The 19,200-nt window shown below is 35.6% G+C and carries 18 protein-coding genes and 2 pseudogenes; 14 read left to right on the top strand and 6 right to left on the bottom strand.

Going from position 1 to position 19,200, the window contains the following annotated elements; genetic code table 11:
- Positions 1-131: 131 nt before the first annotated feature.
- Positions 132-1,341, bottom strand: a pseudogene (locus MHH44_RS09240) (IS110 family transposase).
- Positions 1,342-1,828: 487 nt separating this feature from the next.
- Here MHH44_RS09240 and MHH44_RS09245 point away from each other — a divergent pair.
- The 4 genes and pseudogenes from MHH44_RS09245 to MHH44_RS09260 all read left to right on the top strand — a co-directional run.
- A protein-coding gene (locus MHH44_RS09245) for an IS3 family transposase (protein ID WP_340797534.1) occupies positions 1,829-3,402 on the top strand; the annotation gives its coding sequence in 2 pieces (ribosomal slippage) (positions 1,829-2,468 and positions 2,468-3,402; 1,575 coding nt in all).
- Positions 3,403-3,717: 315 nt separating this feature from the next.
- Positions 3,718-4,236 (top strand): RNA polymerase sigma factor, encoded by a 519-nt coding sequence (locus MHH44_RS09250; protein WP_340798395.1) that lies wholly within the window; start codon positions 3,718-3,720, stop codon positions 4,234-4,236.
- Positions 4,229-5,116, top strand: coding sequence for a DUF3298 and DUF4163 domain-containing protein (locus MHH44_RS09255; protein WP_340798396.1), 888 nt, complete (start codon positions 4,229-4,231; stop codon positions 5,114-5,116). Before MHH44_RS09250 ends, MHH44_RS09255 begins: the two co-directional genes overlap by 8 nt.
- 147 nt (positions 5,117-5,263) lie before the next feature.
- A pseudogene (locus tag MHH44_RS09260) lies at positions 5,264-5,758 on the top strand (tyrosine-type recombinase/integrase); the annotation flags it as partial.
- Between the two features lie 512 nt (positions 5,759-6,270).
- On the opposite strand, the gene MHH44_RS09265 reads toward MHH44_RS09260, so the two are convergent.
- Together MHH44_RS09265 and MHH44_RS09270 are read right to left on the bottom strand one after the other, a co-directional pair.
- Positions 6,271-7,431: a DUF418 domain-containing protein gene (locus tag MHH44_RS09265; protein ID WP_340798398.1), complete on the bottom strand. Its 1,161-nt coding sequence runs from the start codon at positions 7,429-7,431 to the stop codon at positions 6,271-6,273.
- 153 nt (positions 7,432-7,584) lie between these two features.
- Positions 7,585-8,436: a MerR family transcriptional regulator gene (locus MHH44_RS09270; RefSeq protein WP_340798399.1), complete on the bottom strand. Its 852-nt coding sequence runs from the start codon at positions 8,434-8,436 to the stop codon at positions 7,585-7,587.
- 128 nt (positions 8,437-8,564) lie between these two features.
- Between MHH44_RS09270 and pssA the strand changes: the two genes are divergently transcribed.
- The 7 genes from pssA (at position 8,565) to MHH44_RS09305 (ending at position 14,521) form a co-directional block, all read left to right on the top strand.
- Complete coding sequence (gene pssA, locus MHH44_RS09275; RefSeq protein ID WP_340798400.1) at positions 8,565-9,104, top strand: CDP-diacylglycerol--serine O-phosphatidyltransferase; 540 nt, start codon at positions 8,565-8,567, stop codon at positions 9,102-9,104.
- Positions 9,091-9,567 (top strand): DedA family protein, encoded by a 477-nt coding sequence (locus tag MHH44_RS09280; protein WP_008407193.1) that lies wholly within the window; start codon positions 9,091-9,093, stop codon positions 9,565-9,567. The genes pssA and MHH44_RS09280 overlap by 14 nt, the downstream gene beginning before the upstream one ends.
- Positions 9,568-9,584: 17 nt before the next feature.
- Positions 9,585-10,139: a GNAT family N-acetyltransferase gene (locus tag MHH44_RS09285; protein WP_340798401.1), complete on the top strand. Its 555-nt coding sequence runs from the start codon at positions 9,585-9,587 to the stop codon at positions 10,137-10,139.
- On the top strand, positions 10,139-11,857 hold the full coding sequence (locus MHH44_RS09290) for an ABC transporter ATP-binding protein (RefSeq protein ID WP_340798402.1): 1,719 nt from the start codon (positions 10,139-10,141) through the stop codon (positions 11,855-11,857). Before MHH44_RS09285 ends, MHH44_RS09290 begins: the two co-directional genes overlap by 1 nt.
- A gap of 382 nt (positions 11,858-12,239) precedes the next feature.
- Positions 12,240-13,013 carry a Cof-type HAD-IIB family hydrolase gene (locus MHH44_RS09295; RefSeq protein ID WP_340798403.1) on the top strand — a complete coding sequence of 258 codons (774 nt, stop codon included), beginning with the start codon at positions 12,240-12,242 and terminating at the stop codon, positions 13,011-13,013.
- A 397-nt stretch (positions 13,014-13,410) separates the two neighbouring features.
- On the top strand, positions 13,411-13,920 hold the full coding sequence (locus tag MHH44_RS09300) for an RNA polymerase sigma factor (RefSeq protein WP_340798404.1): 510 nt from the start codon (positions 13,411-13,413) through the stop codon (positions 13,918-13,920).
- Positions 13,910-14,521, top strand: a complete 612-nt coding sequence (locus tag MHH44_RS09305) for a zf-HC2 domain-containing protein (RefSeq protein WP_082990831.1) — start codon at positions 13,910-13,912, stop codon at positions 14,519-14,521. Before MHH44_RS09300 ends, MHH44_RS09305 begins: the two co-directional genes overlap by 11 nt.
- A 315-nt stretch (positions 14,522-14,836) precedes the next feature.
- Here the strand turns inward: MHH44_RS09305 and MHH44_RS09310 are convergent, their stop codons facing one another.
- Complete coding sequence (locus MHH44_RS09310; protein ID WP_340798405.1) at positions 14,837-15,322, bottom strand: NUDIX hydrolase; 486 nt, start codon at positions 15,320-15,322, stop codon at positions 14,837-14,839.
- Positions 15,323-15,651: 329 nt separating this feature from the next.
- Between MHH44_RS09310 and MHH44_RS09315 the strand changes: the two genes are divergently transcribed.
- The 3 genes from MHH44_RS09315 to MHH44_RS09325 all read left to right on the top strand — a co-directional run bounded on the left by MHH44_RS09315 (position 15,652) and on the right by MHH44_RS09325 (position 17,024).
- On the top strand, positions 15,652-15,810 hold the full coding sequence (locus MHH44_RS09315; RefSeq protein ID WP_340798406.1) for a hypothetical protein: 159 nt from the start codon (positions 15,652-15,654) through the stop codon (positions 15,808-15,810).
- Positions 15,811-15,903: 93 nt separating this feature from the next.
- The gene (locus MHH44_RS09320) at positions 15,904-16,326 is read left to right on the top strand and encodes an RND transporter (RefSeq protein ID WP_340798407.1); all 423 of its coding nucleotides are present in this window, start codon (positions 15,904-15,906) and stop codon (positions 16,324-16,326) included.
- A 110-nt stretch (positions 16,327-16,436) separates the two neighbouring features.
- The gene (locus tag MHH44_RS09325) at positions 16,437-17,024 is read left to right on the top strand and encodes a hypothetical protein (protein WP_340798408.1); all 588 of its coding nucleotides are present in this window, start codon (positions 16,437-16,439) and stop codon (positions 17,022-17,024) included.
- A 340-nt stretch (positions 17,025-17,364) separates the two neighbouring features.
- Here MHH44_RS09325 and MHH44_RS09330 read toward each other — a convergent pair whose 3' ends face one another.
- Positions 17,365-18,153 carry an ABC transporter ATP-binding protein gene (locus MHH44_RS09330; protein ID WP_340799501.1) on the bottom strand — a complete coding sequence of 263 codons (789 nt, stop codon included), beginning with the start codon at positions 18,151-18,153 and terminating at the stop codon, positions 17,365-17,367.
- Position 18,154: 1 nt separating this feature from the next.
- On the bottom strand, positions 18,155-19,192 hold the full coding sequence (locus tag MHH44_RS09335) for a FecCD family ABC transporter permease (RefSeq protein ID WP_340798409.1): 1,038 nt from the start codon (positions 19,190-19,192) through the stop codon (positions 18,155-18,157).
- Between the last annotated feature and the right edge of the window lie 8 nt (positions 19,193-19,200).

Here is a 19,200-nt window from a genome sequence, read left to right on the forward strand (position 1 = left end):
AAAACTCATTAATAAAAAGTAGAATCTATTCTCTTATACAAGCTCATACAAATAACATCCCCAAATGAAAGTTTAGAAATAAACAAAAAGACAAGAAATGCTGTGAAACTAACGTTTCTTGGCTTTCCCTTTTAATATAGTTTATAGAGCTTTTTATGTAAAAGCTTATTAGCGCAAGCAATTACGGCTACTCTAAAGGGTTTTCCTTCTTCGCGTTTTTTATCGTAAAACTCTCTTTTTTTTATCTCTAGGGAGTATTTCATCACTTGTTTTTTGCTTACGTGCATCTCTTATACCGCATTGTACAGCCATAAACAATGCTTGCCTTAACCTGCTAGAACTTCTTTTGGTTATGCGGTTTATTGAAGCAGTAAACCTACCAGAAGAGTAAACGCTAGGATCTATTCCAGCGAATGCTACTAGCTTTTTAGGATGATTAAACCGCTCTATCTCTCCAATTTCAGAGATGATTGTTGCCGCAATCTTTTCTCCAACACCAGGGATAGACTGGATTAACTCATATTCTTCAATCTCTTTAGCGAGGGCATCTATTTCTGCTGCTAACTTTGATAGATGCTCTTGATATTGAAGTACAATGTTAATAAACATCCTTAGGTTAAAGATATGGCTTTGATACAAGTTGTTTTGAAATGGATTACGTAATGCAGCTTCTCTCAATTTAATTGACTTTTCTTTTGCCCATTTTTCTGAACGAGTTGTACATAATTCTGCAATTTTACCAGTAAGATCAGATTCGCTTACGCTTAGAACTTCTTCTGAAGTAGGATAGATTGATAGAATCTGTAACGAAATCTTTGAATAAAGATTCCCGAAGACACCTCTATATTCAGGAAATACTTGATCTAAAATCGATTGTAGCTGTAATTTTGTTTGTGCAGCCGTGCTTGATACCGTTTCTTGTTGTCTAGTGAGATTACGAAGATTTAAGAGTTGTATGTCTCTTTTTTTATATGGTTCTAACTCTTCCTTATAATACAATTCACATAAGTGATAGGCATCTATAGCATCGGTCTTTACTTTGCGTAAATTTGTACTTCTCGCTCGATGAGAGATAAGTGGGTTTACAATAATATAGACATATTGTTGCTCCTCCAAAAATTGAATGACAGGCATATGATATTGACCTGTAGATTCTAAAATAACCGAAGGTTGCTTACCATCAGCCAAATTCTCAATATCCCTTAGAAATTCTAATAAACTATCTAAACCATCAAGAGTATGTTTAATACTAAAGCTCTTACGATACGGTTTGCCTTTATCTAAAAAGGCTTGAACCTGACTTTCTCTTTTTGAAACATCCAGACCAACGACTGGATTCATAATGAAATCTCCTCCTCTAAAAAATGTTAAATTAGTCGGTAACCCCTAAAGCTGCTTGTAATGTCATAGGTTCGCTTGTTAAACGGGATCCGTGTCCCAACCAGCTCGAAACATGTTTATACAAGTAGGGGGGAACAGTTTTGTTGACGGGATTAAGTCCCACGGTCGCTACGTTCTACCCCGACTACCGTTATAATAAGACCTAAAAGAACAAGGTCAACCAGAAAAATCTGGCTAACCTCATATTACGATCGGGCGCGTTTCTTCAATAAGAAGATCGCGTTTTTCCGTTATAGGGCCAGATTGTTGAATAACTTATTTTCCTAGGTAGTTGTTAAAAGATGCCTTAATAACGTTACAGTGACTTGCATAAAACCCTGTATAAACAATATTACAAGAAAAAATCGGTAAACGTTACTACATGATATGCTCCCCATTAGGTAGACAGATAAAAAATAAAATCTGTTTGTCGAATGGGGGCATTTTTTTGTCTAATAAAACATTTTCAATAGATACTAAGATTTTGGCTCTTAAATATTTAGAGGAAGGTCGTTACTCGGTAAGAGAAATTTGTCGCATGTTTAATGTGAATGTAGCTAGATTATACGAATGGCGAGCTAAATATCAATTTGGGGGCACAAGCGCATTACTTCGTCCTGCGAAAAATAAAATTTACCCTCAAGAGTTGAAAAGAAATGCCATTGAAGATTACTTAACAGGTAAGTATTCAAAGCACGAGATTATGGCCAAATATGGAATCAGTGGTCAAAATGTATTCAACAGGTGGTTAAAAAAATATAATAGTCATAGTGATTTAAAAGACTCGAATAAAAGGGTGAGCCAAACTATGACTAAGGGAAGAAACACTACTCTAGAAGAACGAATTGAAATTGCGAAAACTTGTATAAAGAATCAAAAGGATTATAAAACAACGGCAACTCAACATAATGTGACTTACCAACAAGTTTACCAGTGGGTACGGAAGTTTGAAGTTGGTGGCGAAGAATCTCTTGAAGATCGCCGTGGGCGAATGAAATCAGCGGATGAACGTACACCAGAAGATAAATTACGGTTAAAAATCCAACAAATAGAACGTGAAAATGAAAGATTACGTGCTGAAAATTTACTTTTAAAAAAGTTAGAGGAAATCGAAAGGAGGCTTCGTTAAGTAAAATTCGTACGCAGAGTCATTATTTAGCTATTCAAGAATTAGCAGAAAAAGAAAAATTTCCGATTCTATTACTTTGTAAATTAGCTAACGTATCACGAGCAGCTTATTATAAATGGTTAAACCGCCAGCCAACATCGCAAGAATTGGAAAACAGACAGTTAGTAGCATCCATTAATCATTTATATAAACAAGTAAATGGTATTTACGGCTATCGTAGAATCACTATGACAATCAATCGTCAGCGCGAAAAAGAAGGCTTAAATAAAGTAAATAAAAAACGTATTTATCGACTGATGCAGATTTCCGATTTACAGGCAGTTATTCGATGTCGTCCAAAAAAGTACCGTAAGGTAACACCAGATTACACAGCTGAGAACGTATTAGCACGCGAATTTACGGCCAAAAAGCCAAATCAAAAATGGTGTACAGACGTAACTGAATTCCAGTATGGAAATGGTAAAAAGGCTTATTTAAGTGCGATTATTGATCTATATGACAAGTCTATTGTCAGTTACAAATTAGGACATTTAAATAATAATGATTTAGTTTTCAAGACCGTTAAACCAGCTATACGCCAGTTAAATCAAAAGGAGTTTCCTATCCTACATAGTGATCGAGGATATCAATATACATCAAAAGAATTCAAGCGAATCATAGAGAAAGCAAATCTGACACACAGTATGTCGAGAGTCGGCCGCTGTATTGATAATGGACCGATAGAAGCGTTTTGGGGGACTCTAAAAGTAGAGAAGTATTATTTACATAAGTTTGAGACGTACGAAGAGTTAAAACATGCGATTGATACATATATAAAATTCTATAACAACGAACGATATCAAGAAACATTAAACGGCTTGAGTCCTAAAGAGTTCAGGTCTCAAGCCGCTTAAAGCATTTTTATTATTTCCACTGTCTACTTGACAGGGAGCAGTTCATACAACAACGTTTACCGATTTTTCTTATTGACTCCAAACTTTCATTTGGGAACGTTATTAATTCTATTATGTATACGTTATAAATCCTTGTTATACTAAAGCCCCCGTTGTTTGAATACGGACTTACTTTGTATTGGTATGTCACTACTTTGGAATGATAAAACTTATCTCATATAGGGATAAGTTTTTAATTTCTATTAACTTTTTTCCCCTTTCACACGTCTGTTAGTAGTATACAATTTGAACAGGAAAAAAGGAGCTTCTTAGGACATGAAAACTAGAAATACAATTCAACATGAAGAGGTGTTTGTCCAATTCATACGTGAAAATAAGGAACGTTTTTATTTGCTAGCTTATAGCTACACGAAAAACGAGCAAGATGCACTCGATGTCGTACAGGACAGCATTCAAAAAGCCATGATTGCGCTCAACAACATCGAAAAAGTCGATTACATGAAAAGCTGGTTTTACAAAATCGTCGTGCGTACTGCCATCGATTTTTTGCGCAAGCATAAACGTTTACAAGTCACGGATGATGAAACACTTCATTACTTAACACCCGCACAAGAGGACAAATACGAAAACGTCGACTTAAAGCATGCTTTAGCTGAATTGCCACAAATGTACAGTGAAATCATTATTTTGCATTATTTCGAGGATTTAAAAATTGCTGATGTGGCAGATATTCTCGGCATTAAACTTAGCACGACAAAATCTCATCTTTATAAAGCGTTAAAAATACTTAAAATTCAACTGCAAGATACAGAAGGAGAAATGACACATGAATGATAAAAAATTAAAGTACTTACAAAAACAATATGAAAATACGCCAATACCAAAGGAATTAGACTTAATCGTTGAAAATGCGTTAAAGAAAGGAAAGAAAAAGAATAGACGTTTACCACAATGGCTCCTTGGATCTGCTGCAGCGGCAATGCTTTTTACAGCTAGTTTAAATGTCAGTTCTGCTATGGCACAAACACTTTCAGAAATTCCTGTTGTTGGGAGCATCGTAAAAGTTTTAACATGGACTGAATATGAAGTAAAAGAAGAGACATATGATGCTAATATTAAAGTACCTTCTATCGAAAACCTAGAAAATAAAGATTTTGCCAATACTTTAAATGAAAAATACCGTTCAGAAGGAAAGGAGCTTTATGACGCCTTTATTTCTGAGGTTGATTATTTAAAGGGACTAGGAGGTGGGCACACAGGGATAGATAGTGGTTATGAAATTAAAACAGACAATGACCAAATCCTATCCATTGGTCGTTATACTGTCAATACCGTCGGATCGTCTTCTACAACAATGCTCTACGATACAATTGATAAACAAAATGAAATTTTAATTACACTGCCTATGTTATTTAAAGACGATAATTATATTAAAACTATCAGCGAAAACATTATTGAACAAATGCATAAACAAGCTGAATCTGACTCAAATAAAGTGTACTGGGTAAAAGATGGAAATCGTTCTGATGAAGAAGTTATAGATGGATTTACAACTATTAAAGCCGAACAACAATTCTATATTTCTGATAAAGGTAAACTTGTTATTTCTTTCGATAAATACGAAGTAGCACCAGGCTATATGGGTGTAGTAGAATTTGAAATCCCAACCGATGCCCTAAAAAAAGATCTTGTAAGTTCTAAGTATATTCATTAATCATTATGCTAAAAGTATAGTTCCAAAAAGCGAGGTATTTGTCATTTCAATCGCCAAATACCTCGCTTTTATATGTATGAAATACTTCTTTGATTCTTCTTTTAATAAGAATCTATACTATTACTTGATACTAACTAATAAAACTAACGAGAAGCATGCCAAACAACGATGGAAAATGCGCTATTTGAGTTCATGTATTCAACCGGCTGTCGTATTGGGGAGGTAGTAAAATTAAATCGGAATGATATTGATTTTCGAACAAATTCAGTCATTGTACAAGGGAAAGGTGATAAAGAAAGAGAAGTATACTTTAATACTCGCTGCTCCATTTGGTTAAAAAGATATTTAAATGAACGGGAAGATGATGATCCTTGTTTATTTATTACTGACAGGAAGCCTAAAAGGCGGATGAGCATTGATAATCTGAGATATATAATTAAGCGCGTATCGAATCGGGCTGGAATAAAAAAGAGGATACATCCGCATCAATTACGACACAGCTATGCAACACATATGATTAATAACGGTGCGCCAATCGATGTCATCCAAAGTTTACTGGGGCATGAAAAGAGTGAGACGACAAAGATATATGCTCAGTTAAGTGGAAAACTAAGACAGGATTATTACAGTAAATACTTTTAAAATTAAACTCTTAGTAATTCAAGACACCCATGTAAAAGTGCGTGTCTTTTTCTGTTATAGTGCCATATTGTTGAATAACAATCTGTTAAGGGAAGTTGAAAAACGATGGTTCAGGAAAATAAAAGGATATGGAATATGATTGTGGAATAGTATGTTTTATACAAAGGGAAATAGAAGGAGCCGTCTATTATGAAGCTAAATTCCAAATCTAATTTACATTCTCATTTCGTACTGTGTTTATCTTAGTTTTTATTTGCTATCCAATGAATTTCTATTTATTTATTTATTTATTTTCCCAATAGTCCTATCTTTGCATTAAAACAAAATATCATTACTCAGAGTATGTCTCGTAAGGGTAACTGTATTTTAATGAATTATTGTATATATTTAATAATCGATATGAACAATTAAATTCCTATCATTGATATAAAAAACGAGAAACATTTATTGATGTTTCTCGTTTTTTATTGAGTTCATAATTGGCAACATTGATATCATTAATGCTGCATTTTTCATTTTTTAAATGTTGGCTTCTTCCCGTACGTTGCCCAACGCCAAATATATTCAATCGGACCGTATTGGAAGCGTGCAACCCACCATTTACTAATGAAAATTTGTAACATAAAGAATGCAAAGACTAATACAAAGCCAGTTGCATAAGAAATGCTACCGTAAAGTCCAAGACCATAGCTATAAAAAATAAACGTCATGACAATGGATTGAAGTAAATAATTACTCATCGAAAGGCGTCCGACATATGTGAATGGTTGTAGAAGCTTGTGTCCAATTTTTGTTTGAGCCATTAAGACAATAGATGTCATATAAAATAAGGCAATCAACGCTCCACTAAATTGCTCCTGTAAAACCATTAGGAAAAAGCTTTCTGCACTAAAGGAAGTGGCTGCTCTTGCTACAAGACCAAAGAGTAGTCCTACAATCAGTAAGCCGATTAAAAGACGCTTATGTTTGTCGACATCCACAAGCCATCGTAACTTTGCAAAAGCAGCACCTAAAAGCATAAGACCTAATACGCCAATTGCTAAGATTACTGCACTTATTTCAAAATTCATGTAGGTCCAATCGGTTGCACGCTGTTTTAAAATGTCTATCAGCGTACCGTTACTGTAGTTCTCAATAGAAGATTGGATGGCATTTGGGTTTTCTCCAAAATGCTCTTGTGAATGCAGCGGTAAAAAATTTAGTAAAACCGGGATGCAGTAAATCGCAATTCCTGCACGTAGCAGCGCCTTCCCACTCAACTGATAAAACAAGATAAAGACAAAGCCTGTCAACGCATATGTAATTAAAATATCGCCGTTCCAAATTAAAAATGCGTGTATACAGCCGATGATGAGTAGAATTGATAAACGACGTGCAAAAAAGCTAGGGAAATAGATGCCTTTCAGTTGTGAGCGTTCCACAATAATCATCGCTCCGTAGCCAAATAAAAATGCGAATAATGGATAAAAGTTGGACTGTGCAAATAACTCCACTAATCCTGAAAAAAACTGATCCATACTACTTGGCCAATAAGTAAAGGAATCTAGATAAAGGAAAGGGCTATGGAATGTGGGCATATTAACAAGTAAAATCCCTAATAGCGCAAATCCTCGAAGTGCATCAATAGCCATTGTTCGATCTTTTTCGAGTAAGGGTGTAAATTTTTCGTTCATTTTCTGTGCCTCCAATAAAATACCAATCGTATTAAAATGAATAAGCGTTAGTATAAAGTATGGAGTCGCTCTATAGTAAAGAGTTATTTTAATAAAATTAATTTTAAAGAAAAAAAGTCTATCATAAAAGATAGACTTTTTTTCAATATATATTTAAGGGAGTTCATCAAAATTTTCTTGTGATTTCACCTTCACGCTAATTTTTGTAATATAATTTTTTTCTTCTTTTGTTGCAATTGAGTGTAGTAAATATTCTTCATGAATATCTCCGTCTAATTCAAACTGTGTGTGTTTTAAAAAATTTAATAAGACTTCATATGTTTTGATAATCTCTTCATAGCTCCCCTTATGGTAAATAATCGCATATTCACCTGCGGGCTTCATAACCGCTGAAGTGTCCTTTGTATGACAAAACATATAGCTGAAAGCATCAGACTCTAGCTCCTTGAAATAAACGGACGTCAAAAATTCTTCTTTCGGGTACACAACGCCGTACGCAGCTGTACTTTTCACGCCAAGTTTTTTAGAAAAGGGCGTAGACTGTGCGTACATTTCTTCCATGGATTTTGACCAATCAATTTTCTCCTCACTATAGACAACAGGTTCAGCGGGTAATGACTTGATTAAAACCTCACCCAATACTACCTGCTCAATTTCCTTTGTTAAGACAACCGTACGCTCAAGGAATTGCTGAATATCTTGTAACTTTTGAATTTCCTTTGCAACTTTTTCGTGCTGCTGTATCGCTAACTGCTGCAAGTCTTCAATGTTAGGGGAACTAAAATATTTTTTGAGCTCTTTGATGGGCAGATCTACCGCACGAAGTGAATGGATGGCTACAAACTGATCAAACTGGTCAAACATATAGTACCGATAGCCGTTGTCAAAGGTGCCTGCTGGTTTAAATAATTCAATTTTATCGTAATAAAGCAGTGTATCTTTATTCACTTCAAGTAATTTCGCGAATTCACCCGTTGAAAATGTTTTTTCGTTCGATTTCATCATAAATTTACACTTCTTCCTTTACTCTAGAGTTAATCCATACTTTACACTGTTTGTAGAAAAGAATACAGGAAAAAAACAAGTGATGTTAACAATCGACTTGTTTTTTAGTGAAGATAGGAGACGATTTTATGCCACAGCAGCTATTTCCGACAATGCTGACACTTTGTAATTTTGCGAGTGGCGTTTTTGCGATTTATGCGATTTTCGCACAACGGTTCAGTATAGCAGTACTATGCATATGTTTCGGTTTATTATTTGATTTATTGGATGGGTGGACAGCCCGTAAATTAAATGCAGTTTCGACGTTTGGGAAAGAGCTGGATTCACTCGCCGATATTGTGACTTTTGGACTTGCACCTGCCATGTTCGCGTATCAGCTTGTATTATGCGAGTTAGGTCAAATCGGTTTAGGGGTTGCCTATCTTTATAGTATCGGCGCCGTACTTCGTTTAGCGCGATTTAATTCGACGCAAAGTGATTTACCGACATTTATCGGACTACCTGTACCTGGAGCGGCGATTGGGTTACTGCTTAGTGTAGCCTTAATGTCACCATGGTTAGTAGCGCTTAGCACGTGTCTACTTGCGTGGTTCATGATTAGTCAGGTGAAATTTCCTCACTTAAAAAAAATCAAAGTAGATGAGGAAGAGGTACATGGCATACATTGATCAACTAATTGGAAACTATGGCTATGCAGCAATTTTTATAGTGCTTGCCCTCGGTTTATTTAGCTTGCCGATTCCGGATGAGGTAATGGTATTACTTGTTGGGTACTTCACAAAAATTGGTTTATTGCATTATAGCTTTTCGCTTTTAGCCGTGTTTAGTGGCTCTCTTATTGGAACGCTCGTAAGCTATGGGCTGGGTAAAAGAGTAGGGCGTCCGTTCCTCGATTGGTTTGCCAAATGGTTTAAGCTATCCAATAAATGGAGCAAGAAGGCGGAGCATTGGATTGTAAAATACGGTGCACCTGGGATTATTGTGAGCTACTTTATCCCAGGAATGCGACATGTGGCAGGATATTTTTGTGGTATGTCACATATGCGACTTAAAACTTATGCACTATACGTAGCGACAAGTGCTTTTCTCTGGAGCCTATTATTTTTAACAATTGGACGAATTTTTGAATGAAAGAAAGGGTAGTTACAATGACAAAACAAATAACATTAGCGCCTGTACGACAGGACGAGCTAAATACAATAAAAAAAGAATTACAAGAAGCATTTATAAAAGGCTTACAGGATAGCTTTATGGATGCGGAGAACCCGAAAGAAATGGGACCACTACCATCAGATGAAGATTACGAGCATTCCTTAAATGCGAAAGATTCGATCGTACGCCAAATCATGCAAGACGGGAAAAGAATTGGTGGGGTTGTATTACAAGTTAATGAAAAAACTGGACGAAATGAAGTGGATTTCCTCTATACACTCTCTTCTGCACACGGTAAAGGAATTGGCACAAAAGCATGGTTGGCGATTGAAGCCGCGTTCCCAGAAACAAAAGTATGGGAACTGTACACGCCGTATTTTGAAAAACGTAATATTCATTTTTATGTCAATAAATGCGGATTTAAAATTGTCGAGTATTATCATAGAGGCAATCCAAAACCGAATGTGGAAGGCGAGGAACCTGAATCAGATGAGGAATATGAGTTTTTCCGCTTTGAAAAGGTCATGACGAAAGAGAGTAGTGACTTATAATGCAGGGGAAAGTTTTACAGCTCTGGACATTGATGAATCGCAGCCAAATGGCAAGAGGTCAATTAGTGCTTTTATTTTTCATTAGTATTGTAGAGGTGGCAGCTGGGCTGGCTGTGCCGATACTTACGATGAAGCTTATTAATCGAATTTCAGCGAGTGGTTTTGCCTTCACATCGCTTTTACCTGTGATTGGCGTATTAATTGTACAGGCCGTGCTGAGTGCAGTTGCGTTTTATATGATGCGTCGTTTAGGCGAAAGAGTCGTTGCCAAATTACGTACAGAAGTGTGGGAGCATATGCTGCATTTACGCTTGTCGTACTACGATGCGCATGAATCGGGTGAAACTATGAGCCGCATCACACAGGATACAAATGTCGTGAAAGAATTTGTGACCGAGCAGCTGGTGTCGTTTGTGTCAGGCTTGTTCGCCATTCTTGGTGCCGTTGTAGTTTTACTATGGATTGACTGGAAAATGACCTTGTTACTATTCATTGCCGTTCCACTCACAATTTTCGTGACATATCCGCTAGGGGATAAAATGTATGACATTTCAAAAGCGAATCAAGATGAACTCGCAAGCTTTGGTGGACGACTAGGGCGTATTTTATCGAATATTCGACTTGTGAAAGCGTCTCAAACAGAGCAACAGGAGCTAGCCGGTGGGAAATCTCAAATTCAGCAGCTTTACCAGTTCGGCATGCGAGAAGCGAAAATTGTCGCGATTCTTACGCCACTTATGACACTGATGATGATGGTGGTATTAATTGCAATCTTTGGCTACGGAGGTTCGCAAGTAGCAACTGGAGCCATTACGTCAGGTGAACTTGTCGCCATTATGATTTATTTAATGCAAATTATAATGCCATTTACGCAAATGGCGACATTCTTTACGGATTTACAAAAAACACTTGGGGCGACAGAGCGTATTGTGGAGGCACTAGATGAAACACGTGAAGAGCAGAACGGTCTGCCTGTACCAACTAGTGCACGTCCGATTCATTTTGATAATGTGTCGTTAAAATATAACGAAAAATATGTGTTAAACAACATGACATTTACAATCGAACCCAATACAACGACAGCTTTTGTTAGTCGAAGTGGCGGCGGGAAAACGACGATGTTCTCGCTCATGGAACGTTTTTATGACGTGACGTCGGGGCAAATTTTGTATGGTGACGATAACATTGAAACATTTGATTTAAAAGAGTGGCGTGCCTTATTTGGTTACGTTAGTCAAAATGCCCCGTTACTGAATGGGACGATTCGTGACAACGTTACGTACGGCACGCCAAATGCGACAGAGGAAGAAATGATGGTGGCATTAAAGGCTGCCTATGCGTACGACTTTGTCATGCAGCTCGAAAAACGTCTGGATACAGAGGTTGGAGAAGGAGGAATTAAGCTTTCAGGTGGTCAAAAACAACGGATTGCGATTGCTCGTGCGATTTTACGAAACCCGAGAATCCTATTACTGGATGAGGCAACATCAAACTTAGATAACGAATCTGAGCGTGAACTACAGCTCGCACTGCAAGCATTAACAGAAAAACGGATAACAATTATTATTGCGCACCGATTATCAACGATTACTAATGCCGATCAAATTCTTGTGTTCGAAGATGGACGACTGTCTGGACAAGGTGCACATGAAACGTTACAACAAACGTATCCTTATTACCAGCAGCTTTGGGCTAATGGTTTTTTGGCCGAAAAGTAGTGGTATTTTAGTGTTCAATTTATAAGTGTGTTTTAATGTTTTTAAAGAGGTGAATAACTATTCTTGCAGTGGTTATATAATTTAAATGAGTTACAATATGACCAACTTTTGACGGTCTTATTTACGCATTGCGATACCATTACGTGAGTTGACAATAAAGATTTTGCTTAACATTGTAAATAGTTAATCTGATGCCACCCTTATGCAACAATCTGGCGCGATTCTTTAATAAGAAAATCGCGTTTTTCCGTTATAGGGCCATATTATTGAACAACACTTTCAATAATTACACACGTACTTGCCAATTAAATATAAAGATAACATCTTGTGCCTATTTTTGTTAGAATTATACAAAAATATATAAATTATATGGGAGATTAATGTGAAACATAAAATAATTTTTTTTGATGTAGATGGTACTATCACAAGTTATAAAGACGGCACAATTTCACAAAGTACGATAACAGCGATTAAAAAGCTGTTGGACCATGGATTTAAAGTGGTAGCAGCAACTGGTAGACCATTATCAATGTGTAATGAACTTGTCGAAATAGGAATAGACACTTTTATAACGGCTAACGGCGCATATGTTACTCACCAAGAATCTTGCATTCATAAAATTGTAATCCCTAACGAAACAACTCGCCTGTTTAGCAAATTTGCATTTGAACAACAAAATGCCCTTACTTATTATTCGGATACTTTACATATGAATGAGGTACAAAGTCCAAAAATACAGCAGGCTCTCTATGAAACATTAAGACTGCAGGAATTTCCACCTATTAATGTAGAAGCACATTTGAACGAAATCTATTTGCTTTGTTTATTTGCTGATGATGTAGAAATTGAAAAGTACAAAAATCAATTTCCTACAATTCACTTTAAACGCTGGCACCCATATATTGTGAACGTACTTGAAGAAGATGTATCAAAATCCGTGGCAATAAAGAAATTACTAGATTATTTTGGACTTAAAAAGGAAGAAGCTATTGCTTTTGGAGATGGAGAAAATGATATTGATATGTTGGAACTTGTGGACTTAGGTATCGCTATGGGAAACGCAAACGAAAAATTAAAATCGACTGCTAATTTTGTTACGAAAGATTCTAGTGAGGATGGTATTGAGTGGGCTTTAAAGAAGTATGAATTAATTTGAGGTTTAATTATTATTAAAGTAACAAAAAAATGTTTATCACTATTATTAATTTATTCAAATTTAATTAAATAAAGGGCCAGTAAGTTCATATTAGGACATTCATTTTAATACTATTCAACAATCGAGCGCGATTCTTCAATAAGAAGATCGCGTTTTTCCGTTAAGTACCATTATATGTAGGAAGAAAAGTATTTCTAAATATCGAAAAATGTTTGGTTTTAAGAAGGATAAAACTAAACCTTTTTTATTTTATTTGGTTGGTAAATGAAAATTTCGCTATGATAGAAAATAAATGGCAAAGTAAGATAAAGTATTTTTTGCGAATTATTGTAACGAAAATCATTTTAAATCTATATATAAGTATCCCAGTTATTATTTGATAGAAGGAGGGGGGCAGGTGGAGGATTTAAGTAGCATATATCAATCTTCTGCAGATGAGGTAAAACGATTTCTTATCTGTTTAACGTCGAATGTGGATTTAGCGGAAGAATTAACACAAGAAACTTTTTATCAAGCTGTTAAGTCAATTCATCGCTATAACGGTGAATGCAAAATATCTGTCTGGTTATGCCAAATTGCAAAACACACGTATTATAACTACTTAAAAAAGGAGAAGAACAATCAGAATGCCAGTGTAGAAAATATGATGCAAATGGGTTTAGATATCGCTTCGAACAAGGACTTACCAGATGTTACAGTCATAAAACGCAGTACGCTAATTTCGATACATAAAGAAATTCATCGCTTACAAGAACCTTATCGTGAAATTTTTTTACTTAGAGTATCTCTTCAACTTAGTTTTAAAGAAATTGGTGAAATATTTGACAAGAGTGAAAACTGGGCGAGAGTCACCTATTATCGTGCGAAATTAAAACTATCAGAAAGGATTGATCCGCATGAATTGTAATATTATTAAAGATTTGTTGCCTTCTTATATTGATGAAATTAGTAGTAAAGAGACTGCTGAAGCTGTTGAAGAACATATTGAACACTGTGAAGAGTGTCAGCGATATATACAGAGGATGAAGAAACCAACCACTAGCATTCAAATGATGACAGAAGAAGTAAGTGCAGCAAAGGAGCCTTTTAAACGGATTAATAAAAAGCGACGCATTCAAGTGCTAATAGCAATTGCAATTACTTTTATGGTGACAATAATAGGAGCATGGGTAGTACAAGATGTTGGGGCAGTCAATGACATTTTCTTCCCAGACAAGTGGGGATTGGCAACTGTAACAGATGATATGGAAGAATGGGAGAGTATAAAGTTTAGCGATCAAAACTATATGATATTTGATAGTATTTTTTGGAGGAAAGAAATCGTTAATCATGCGAATAATGGGAAGAACGTTTTATTAAGAGTAAAAGATGATAATGACAATATAGTCATTGATGAAATTCTAGTACCTGCAGGGAAAAGTGTGAAATTAGAGGGTTTGAAAAGAAATGAAAAATATTACATTGAAATCAAAGCACCACAAGGTAGATTTACCATTGTTGCGGTATGATTGGATTTTTGGATAAGAATTTTGAACAGATATCTTCAGCATTAGGGCGCTTTCCTTGAATAAAGGAAAGGCTCTTTTTCCTTTAAAGGGCCAGATTGTTGAATAAGTATCCGTACCATGAAATATACGTTTTATTCCTGGTACCATATGTCAGTAAAAAAGATACGTTTGTACGGTTAAACTTAGTAGTTCCCATACGAGTTCCGATTTCTGAACATCCTAAATAACCGGAGCCTGTATAGGTGGCCCTTATTTAAATAAAGAAAAACAGACTGAGTTTTTGTTCAAGTTGTTCAACAAAATGGCGCGAATTAATTAATAAACTTCCCATTCTTTATAACATTCTGTATCAATACCTAGTGTGTTTGTTTTTAGCCATTCAAATGCTTTAAGGACTAAAGGTGAAGCGTTATTTACTGATACATCTTGCTCTGAAACCCAAACAGCTCCAAGTGAATCTTGTCCATCAAATTGTAGGGGTTCACTCAATTCTCCACCTATTTTATTAACTAAATAATAAACAGCTATATGATGTAAGTCTGTGAACCCATTCCAATTGTTAGGAAGTTGAAAATCAATAACACCAATATTTTTCAGAATTTCAATTTCAACGCCGGTTTCTTCTAGAAATTCTCTTTTCATTGCAATTGATAAACTTTCCCCAGATTCTAGGCTACCACCAGGGAGGTCATAACGGTTTTTATAAGGCCCACCATTTTTATTTATTACTAATAGCTTTTCATTTTCTGTATAAATCCCATAAACACCAAAGGCTCGGTGATAATTTTTGGTTTCCTCCACGATACATTGACTCCTTACTAAAATGTATTTGGTAATATTATACAATATATACTTTAACTTTTCTTTACCTGTTAAATTTAGGTCTTGAAAAATTATAAATTATCAATCTATATAATAGCCTATATTAGGTACTTATTGGTTAATAGTTGTAAAAATGGTAAGATAATGGGGGTGTTTTGTTATATAAGGGGGATTCAAATGTCATATTTTAAAGTAGTAGTTAATGGAAATTCTAATCAAGTTTTAACAGAAAGAGGAAAATTGATTTTACAAACTCAATATTACATTTTTCAGCAATGACAAATGCAATTGTTACAGGCAAAGGGGTTATGTTAAATCCACCAGATGAGGGTACGATGGGAATTGTTTTTGCATATCCTGAAGCGATTGATGCTGAAAAGGAAGTCGAAGTCCGTGATAGTATTGTTAAAAGATTAAATAGCTTTTTTACTATGTCAAATCTTGAATTAAATGCAGTTATTATTTGAAAAATATTCTTCTACTATCAGGCTATTTAGAAAAACAAGACCAGGTGAGCCGCATTTTTTCTTTTTATGAAAAATAAAAAATTGGGAGGGAAAATGAAAAATAAAAAAATTTTTATAACGATAAACTGGGCTACATTCACTATTATTTTATTGGTAGGAATTTCTACAGCAGCATTTACGCTGTATGATTTAAATACTCAGATTAGGTTTGGGGAAGAATCACAGTCTCGTGAGGGATTCCGATGGGGCATAATACACAAAATCATTTTAATTACAGTTTTCCTGTCAACTTCCTTATTATGTTTTGGTTGGAAACGACTATTCCCATTTAATGTACCTATTGCAATCATAATAGCTGGTTTATGCTATCAACTATTTTTCTTTACATTTACAATTGGATGGGTCGGTTTTGTAGGGACATTTGGCTTCCTTATCGCATTCATGGTTGGCGTAATATTAATCATTTGTTACTTGGTGTTCAAGTTTCTTGAAGTTCGTAAGGCTAATCAGACCTAAATAGTAATTATGTCATACGGATATCACGACTCCTGAATCATGCGCTATTCTACATTAATATAATAATTTAAGCGGTGATGTATTCATTGAATAATATTAGGGGTGATACCATGAACCGAAAACGATTACTATTAAAAGCGATGTTAATAAGCCTTCCAATAGTTGTATTTCTTCTTTGGATTACAGGAGCTATGAACTTGTGGTTTTATGGAATGGGTGGTATTGCGAATAACGTAAAGGATTATTACCAAGAGTTAGAACCCGTAAATGGTGAGTATTCCGTCTTGATCGATTTAAGTGACCCTGAAAGTAACGAAGGAAAAGTTCTTTATGATGATGGTGAACATCAGATTTACGTATCTGATGTAATTACTCTAAATGAAGCAAATTACGAAGTGTTTTTTAGAACAAGTGGCAAATATAATTTTCATGGTGCAACGTTAGTATCAGGTATCGAACATAAACGGGTACAGGGTGGGTTTACTTTCGATTTCTTAGCAACAGCAAGGGCAACTTATCGTGGCAACACTTTTAAAATATACGAGTCTGGTACATCTGGAATAAATTATAAAGATGGGGATTCCTTTGGATTGTATTTAATCCCGCATGATAGAGAGGTAACTATAAATATTTCAGAAGATCCTATTATAGAAATTACACTCTCCAATCTTATTATGCATAAATGGGGGAGGAAATAGGGGGATTGATTAAGGATTACAAATGAGATATGTTAATGGATTGTGGCTTATTCAGCAATCGGGAGGCAATGTAGTGAACCTGAAAAATTTGATAATAACTCAGTATCATCCAAAATTGAGCACGCTCTCTTTGATTTACAGTCTATGTTTACAAACCCTTATTTTATAATCCAAGTTAGTGCTAGCCTCTCCACTTTAGCAAAAGATGATATTTATAAATCGGGCGTTTTCTTTGAATAAGGAAAGGCTCTTTTTGCGTTTTAAGGGCCAAATTTATTAAATACAACGTTCAAGAAAATGAGTATATGAGTAAACAAAAAAAACCAAGACAATGCCTTGGCTATCTTTTATTTCCATACGGAATACACATAGGTGTTCCGTATATTGGATCTTCTATAATTTCACAATTCAGTTGAAAAACATCTTGAACGAGCTTTATTGACAAAATATCCTTTGGCTTTCCTTGCGCATATATTCCTTTATTAACGAGGGCAATAATATTGGTAGCATAGCGGCAAGCCAAATTGATGTCATGCAGTACCATTACGATTGTACAATTTTTTTCTTTGTACAACTTGTACAATAAATCTAATACTTCAATTTGATGTGTGACATCTAAATAGGTTGTTGGTTCATCAAGTAAAATAATATCTGTTTGTTGCGCCAAAGTCATCGCAATCCATGCCCGTTGTCTTTGTCCACCTGAAAGATTTTCAACTTCCATATTTTTAAACTCCATTAAACCTGTGGCAGCAATCGCTTGTTCAACAATGAGTTGATCCTCATTAGACCATTGTTTGCGCCAATTTTGATACGGAAATCGTCCTTGTTTCACTAATTGTAGGACGGTTAAACCTTCTGGTGCCATTGGTTGTTGTGGTAAAATGGCTAGTCTCTTAGCAGTATCTTTTGCGGACAATTTCGTAATATCCTCATTATTTAATAGGATGGATCCACTTTGGGGTTTCAATAATCGAGCAATGGATCTTAGAAGTGTAGATTTCCCGCAACCATTTGCGCCTATTAATACGGTGATTTCTCCTTTAGGCACAACTAAATCTAAAGGCTCGATAATAATTTTTTCACCGTAATTTAACTGTAGCTGCTTTGTTTCAATCATTCTTATCAGCCTACCTTTTTTGCATTTTAATTAACAAATAAATAAAGTAAGGTGCCCCTATTGCGGCAGTAAATACCCCTGCGGGAACAACAATAGAACCGAATAAGCTCCGTCCGATCGTATCAGCAAGTACAACTAAAATTCCACCGATACAAGCTGAAGCAGGAATTAGCGAACCAAATGATGATCCGACTAATTTTCGAGCAATATGGGGAGCGATTAACCCTACAAACCCAATTGTACCTGCAAATGATACGGCACTCCCTACAAGAGCGGTACATAAAAGTAACAATGCCAGTCTCGTTTTTTGCACATGTTGTCCTAGGCTAGTTGCCACATCATCACCAAATTGCTGTAAATTTAAATGGCGAGTAACGAGCAGGGTAATGATGAATAAGCAAGTGACTATAGGAATAATAATTTTCACTTGTTGCCATGTTGCACTATTCACACTTCCGGTAATCCATACATTTGCTTTACTTGCCTGATAAATCGGGCCAATGATCATCAATACGGTTGTGATTGCTTGCAACAATGAAGCAATACCAACGCCGATCATGACGAGCCGTGTAGCTGAAACACCATTTTTCCAAGCTAAACTGTAGACGAGTAATGCCGTAGCTAAAGCACCAATAAACGATGCAAACGGCATCCATTCAATACTTACAGTTAGTGAATTGTTAGCATCGCTAAATAGTGCCAAAAATGCAACAACTGCTGTGCCTGCACCAGTTGAAATACCGATCACATCTGGTGAAGCTAAAGGATTACGAATAATTCCTTGTAAAATTGCACCCGAAATTGCTAACCCCATACCAGCAAATAATGAGATAAAAATTCGTGGCATTCGAAATTCTTGAACGATTAATGTGTCAAATGCGGAACCATTACCAAAGAGTATCGAAATAACTTTAAGCGGAGAAATAAAGGAATCACCAATCGATAAGCTCAAAATAAACGTTAAAGCAGCTATAAGCAGTAATATGAATAGCTTTTTTACAGCGCTTAAATCTACTAGTTGTGAAAAATAATTTGATTGTAAGTTCATTAACTTTT

Source organism: Solibacillus sp. FSL K6-1126, from assembly GCF_038003445.1.
Lineage (GTDB): Bacteria > Bacillota > Bacilli > Bacillales_A > Planococcaceae > Solibacillus > Solibacillus silvestris.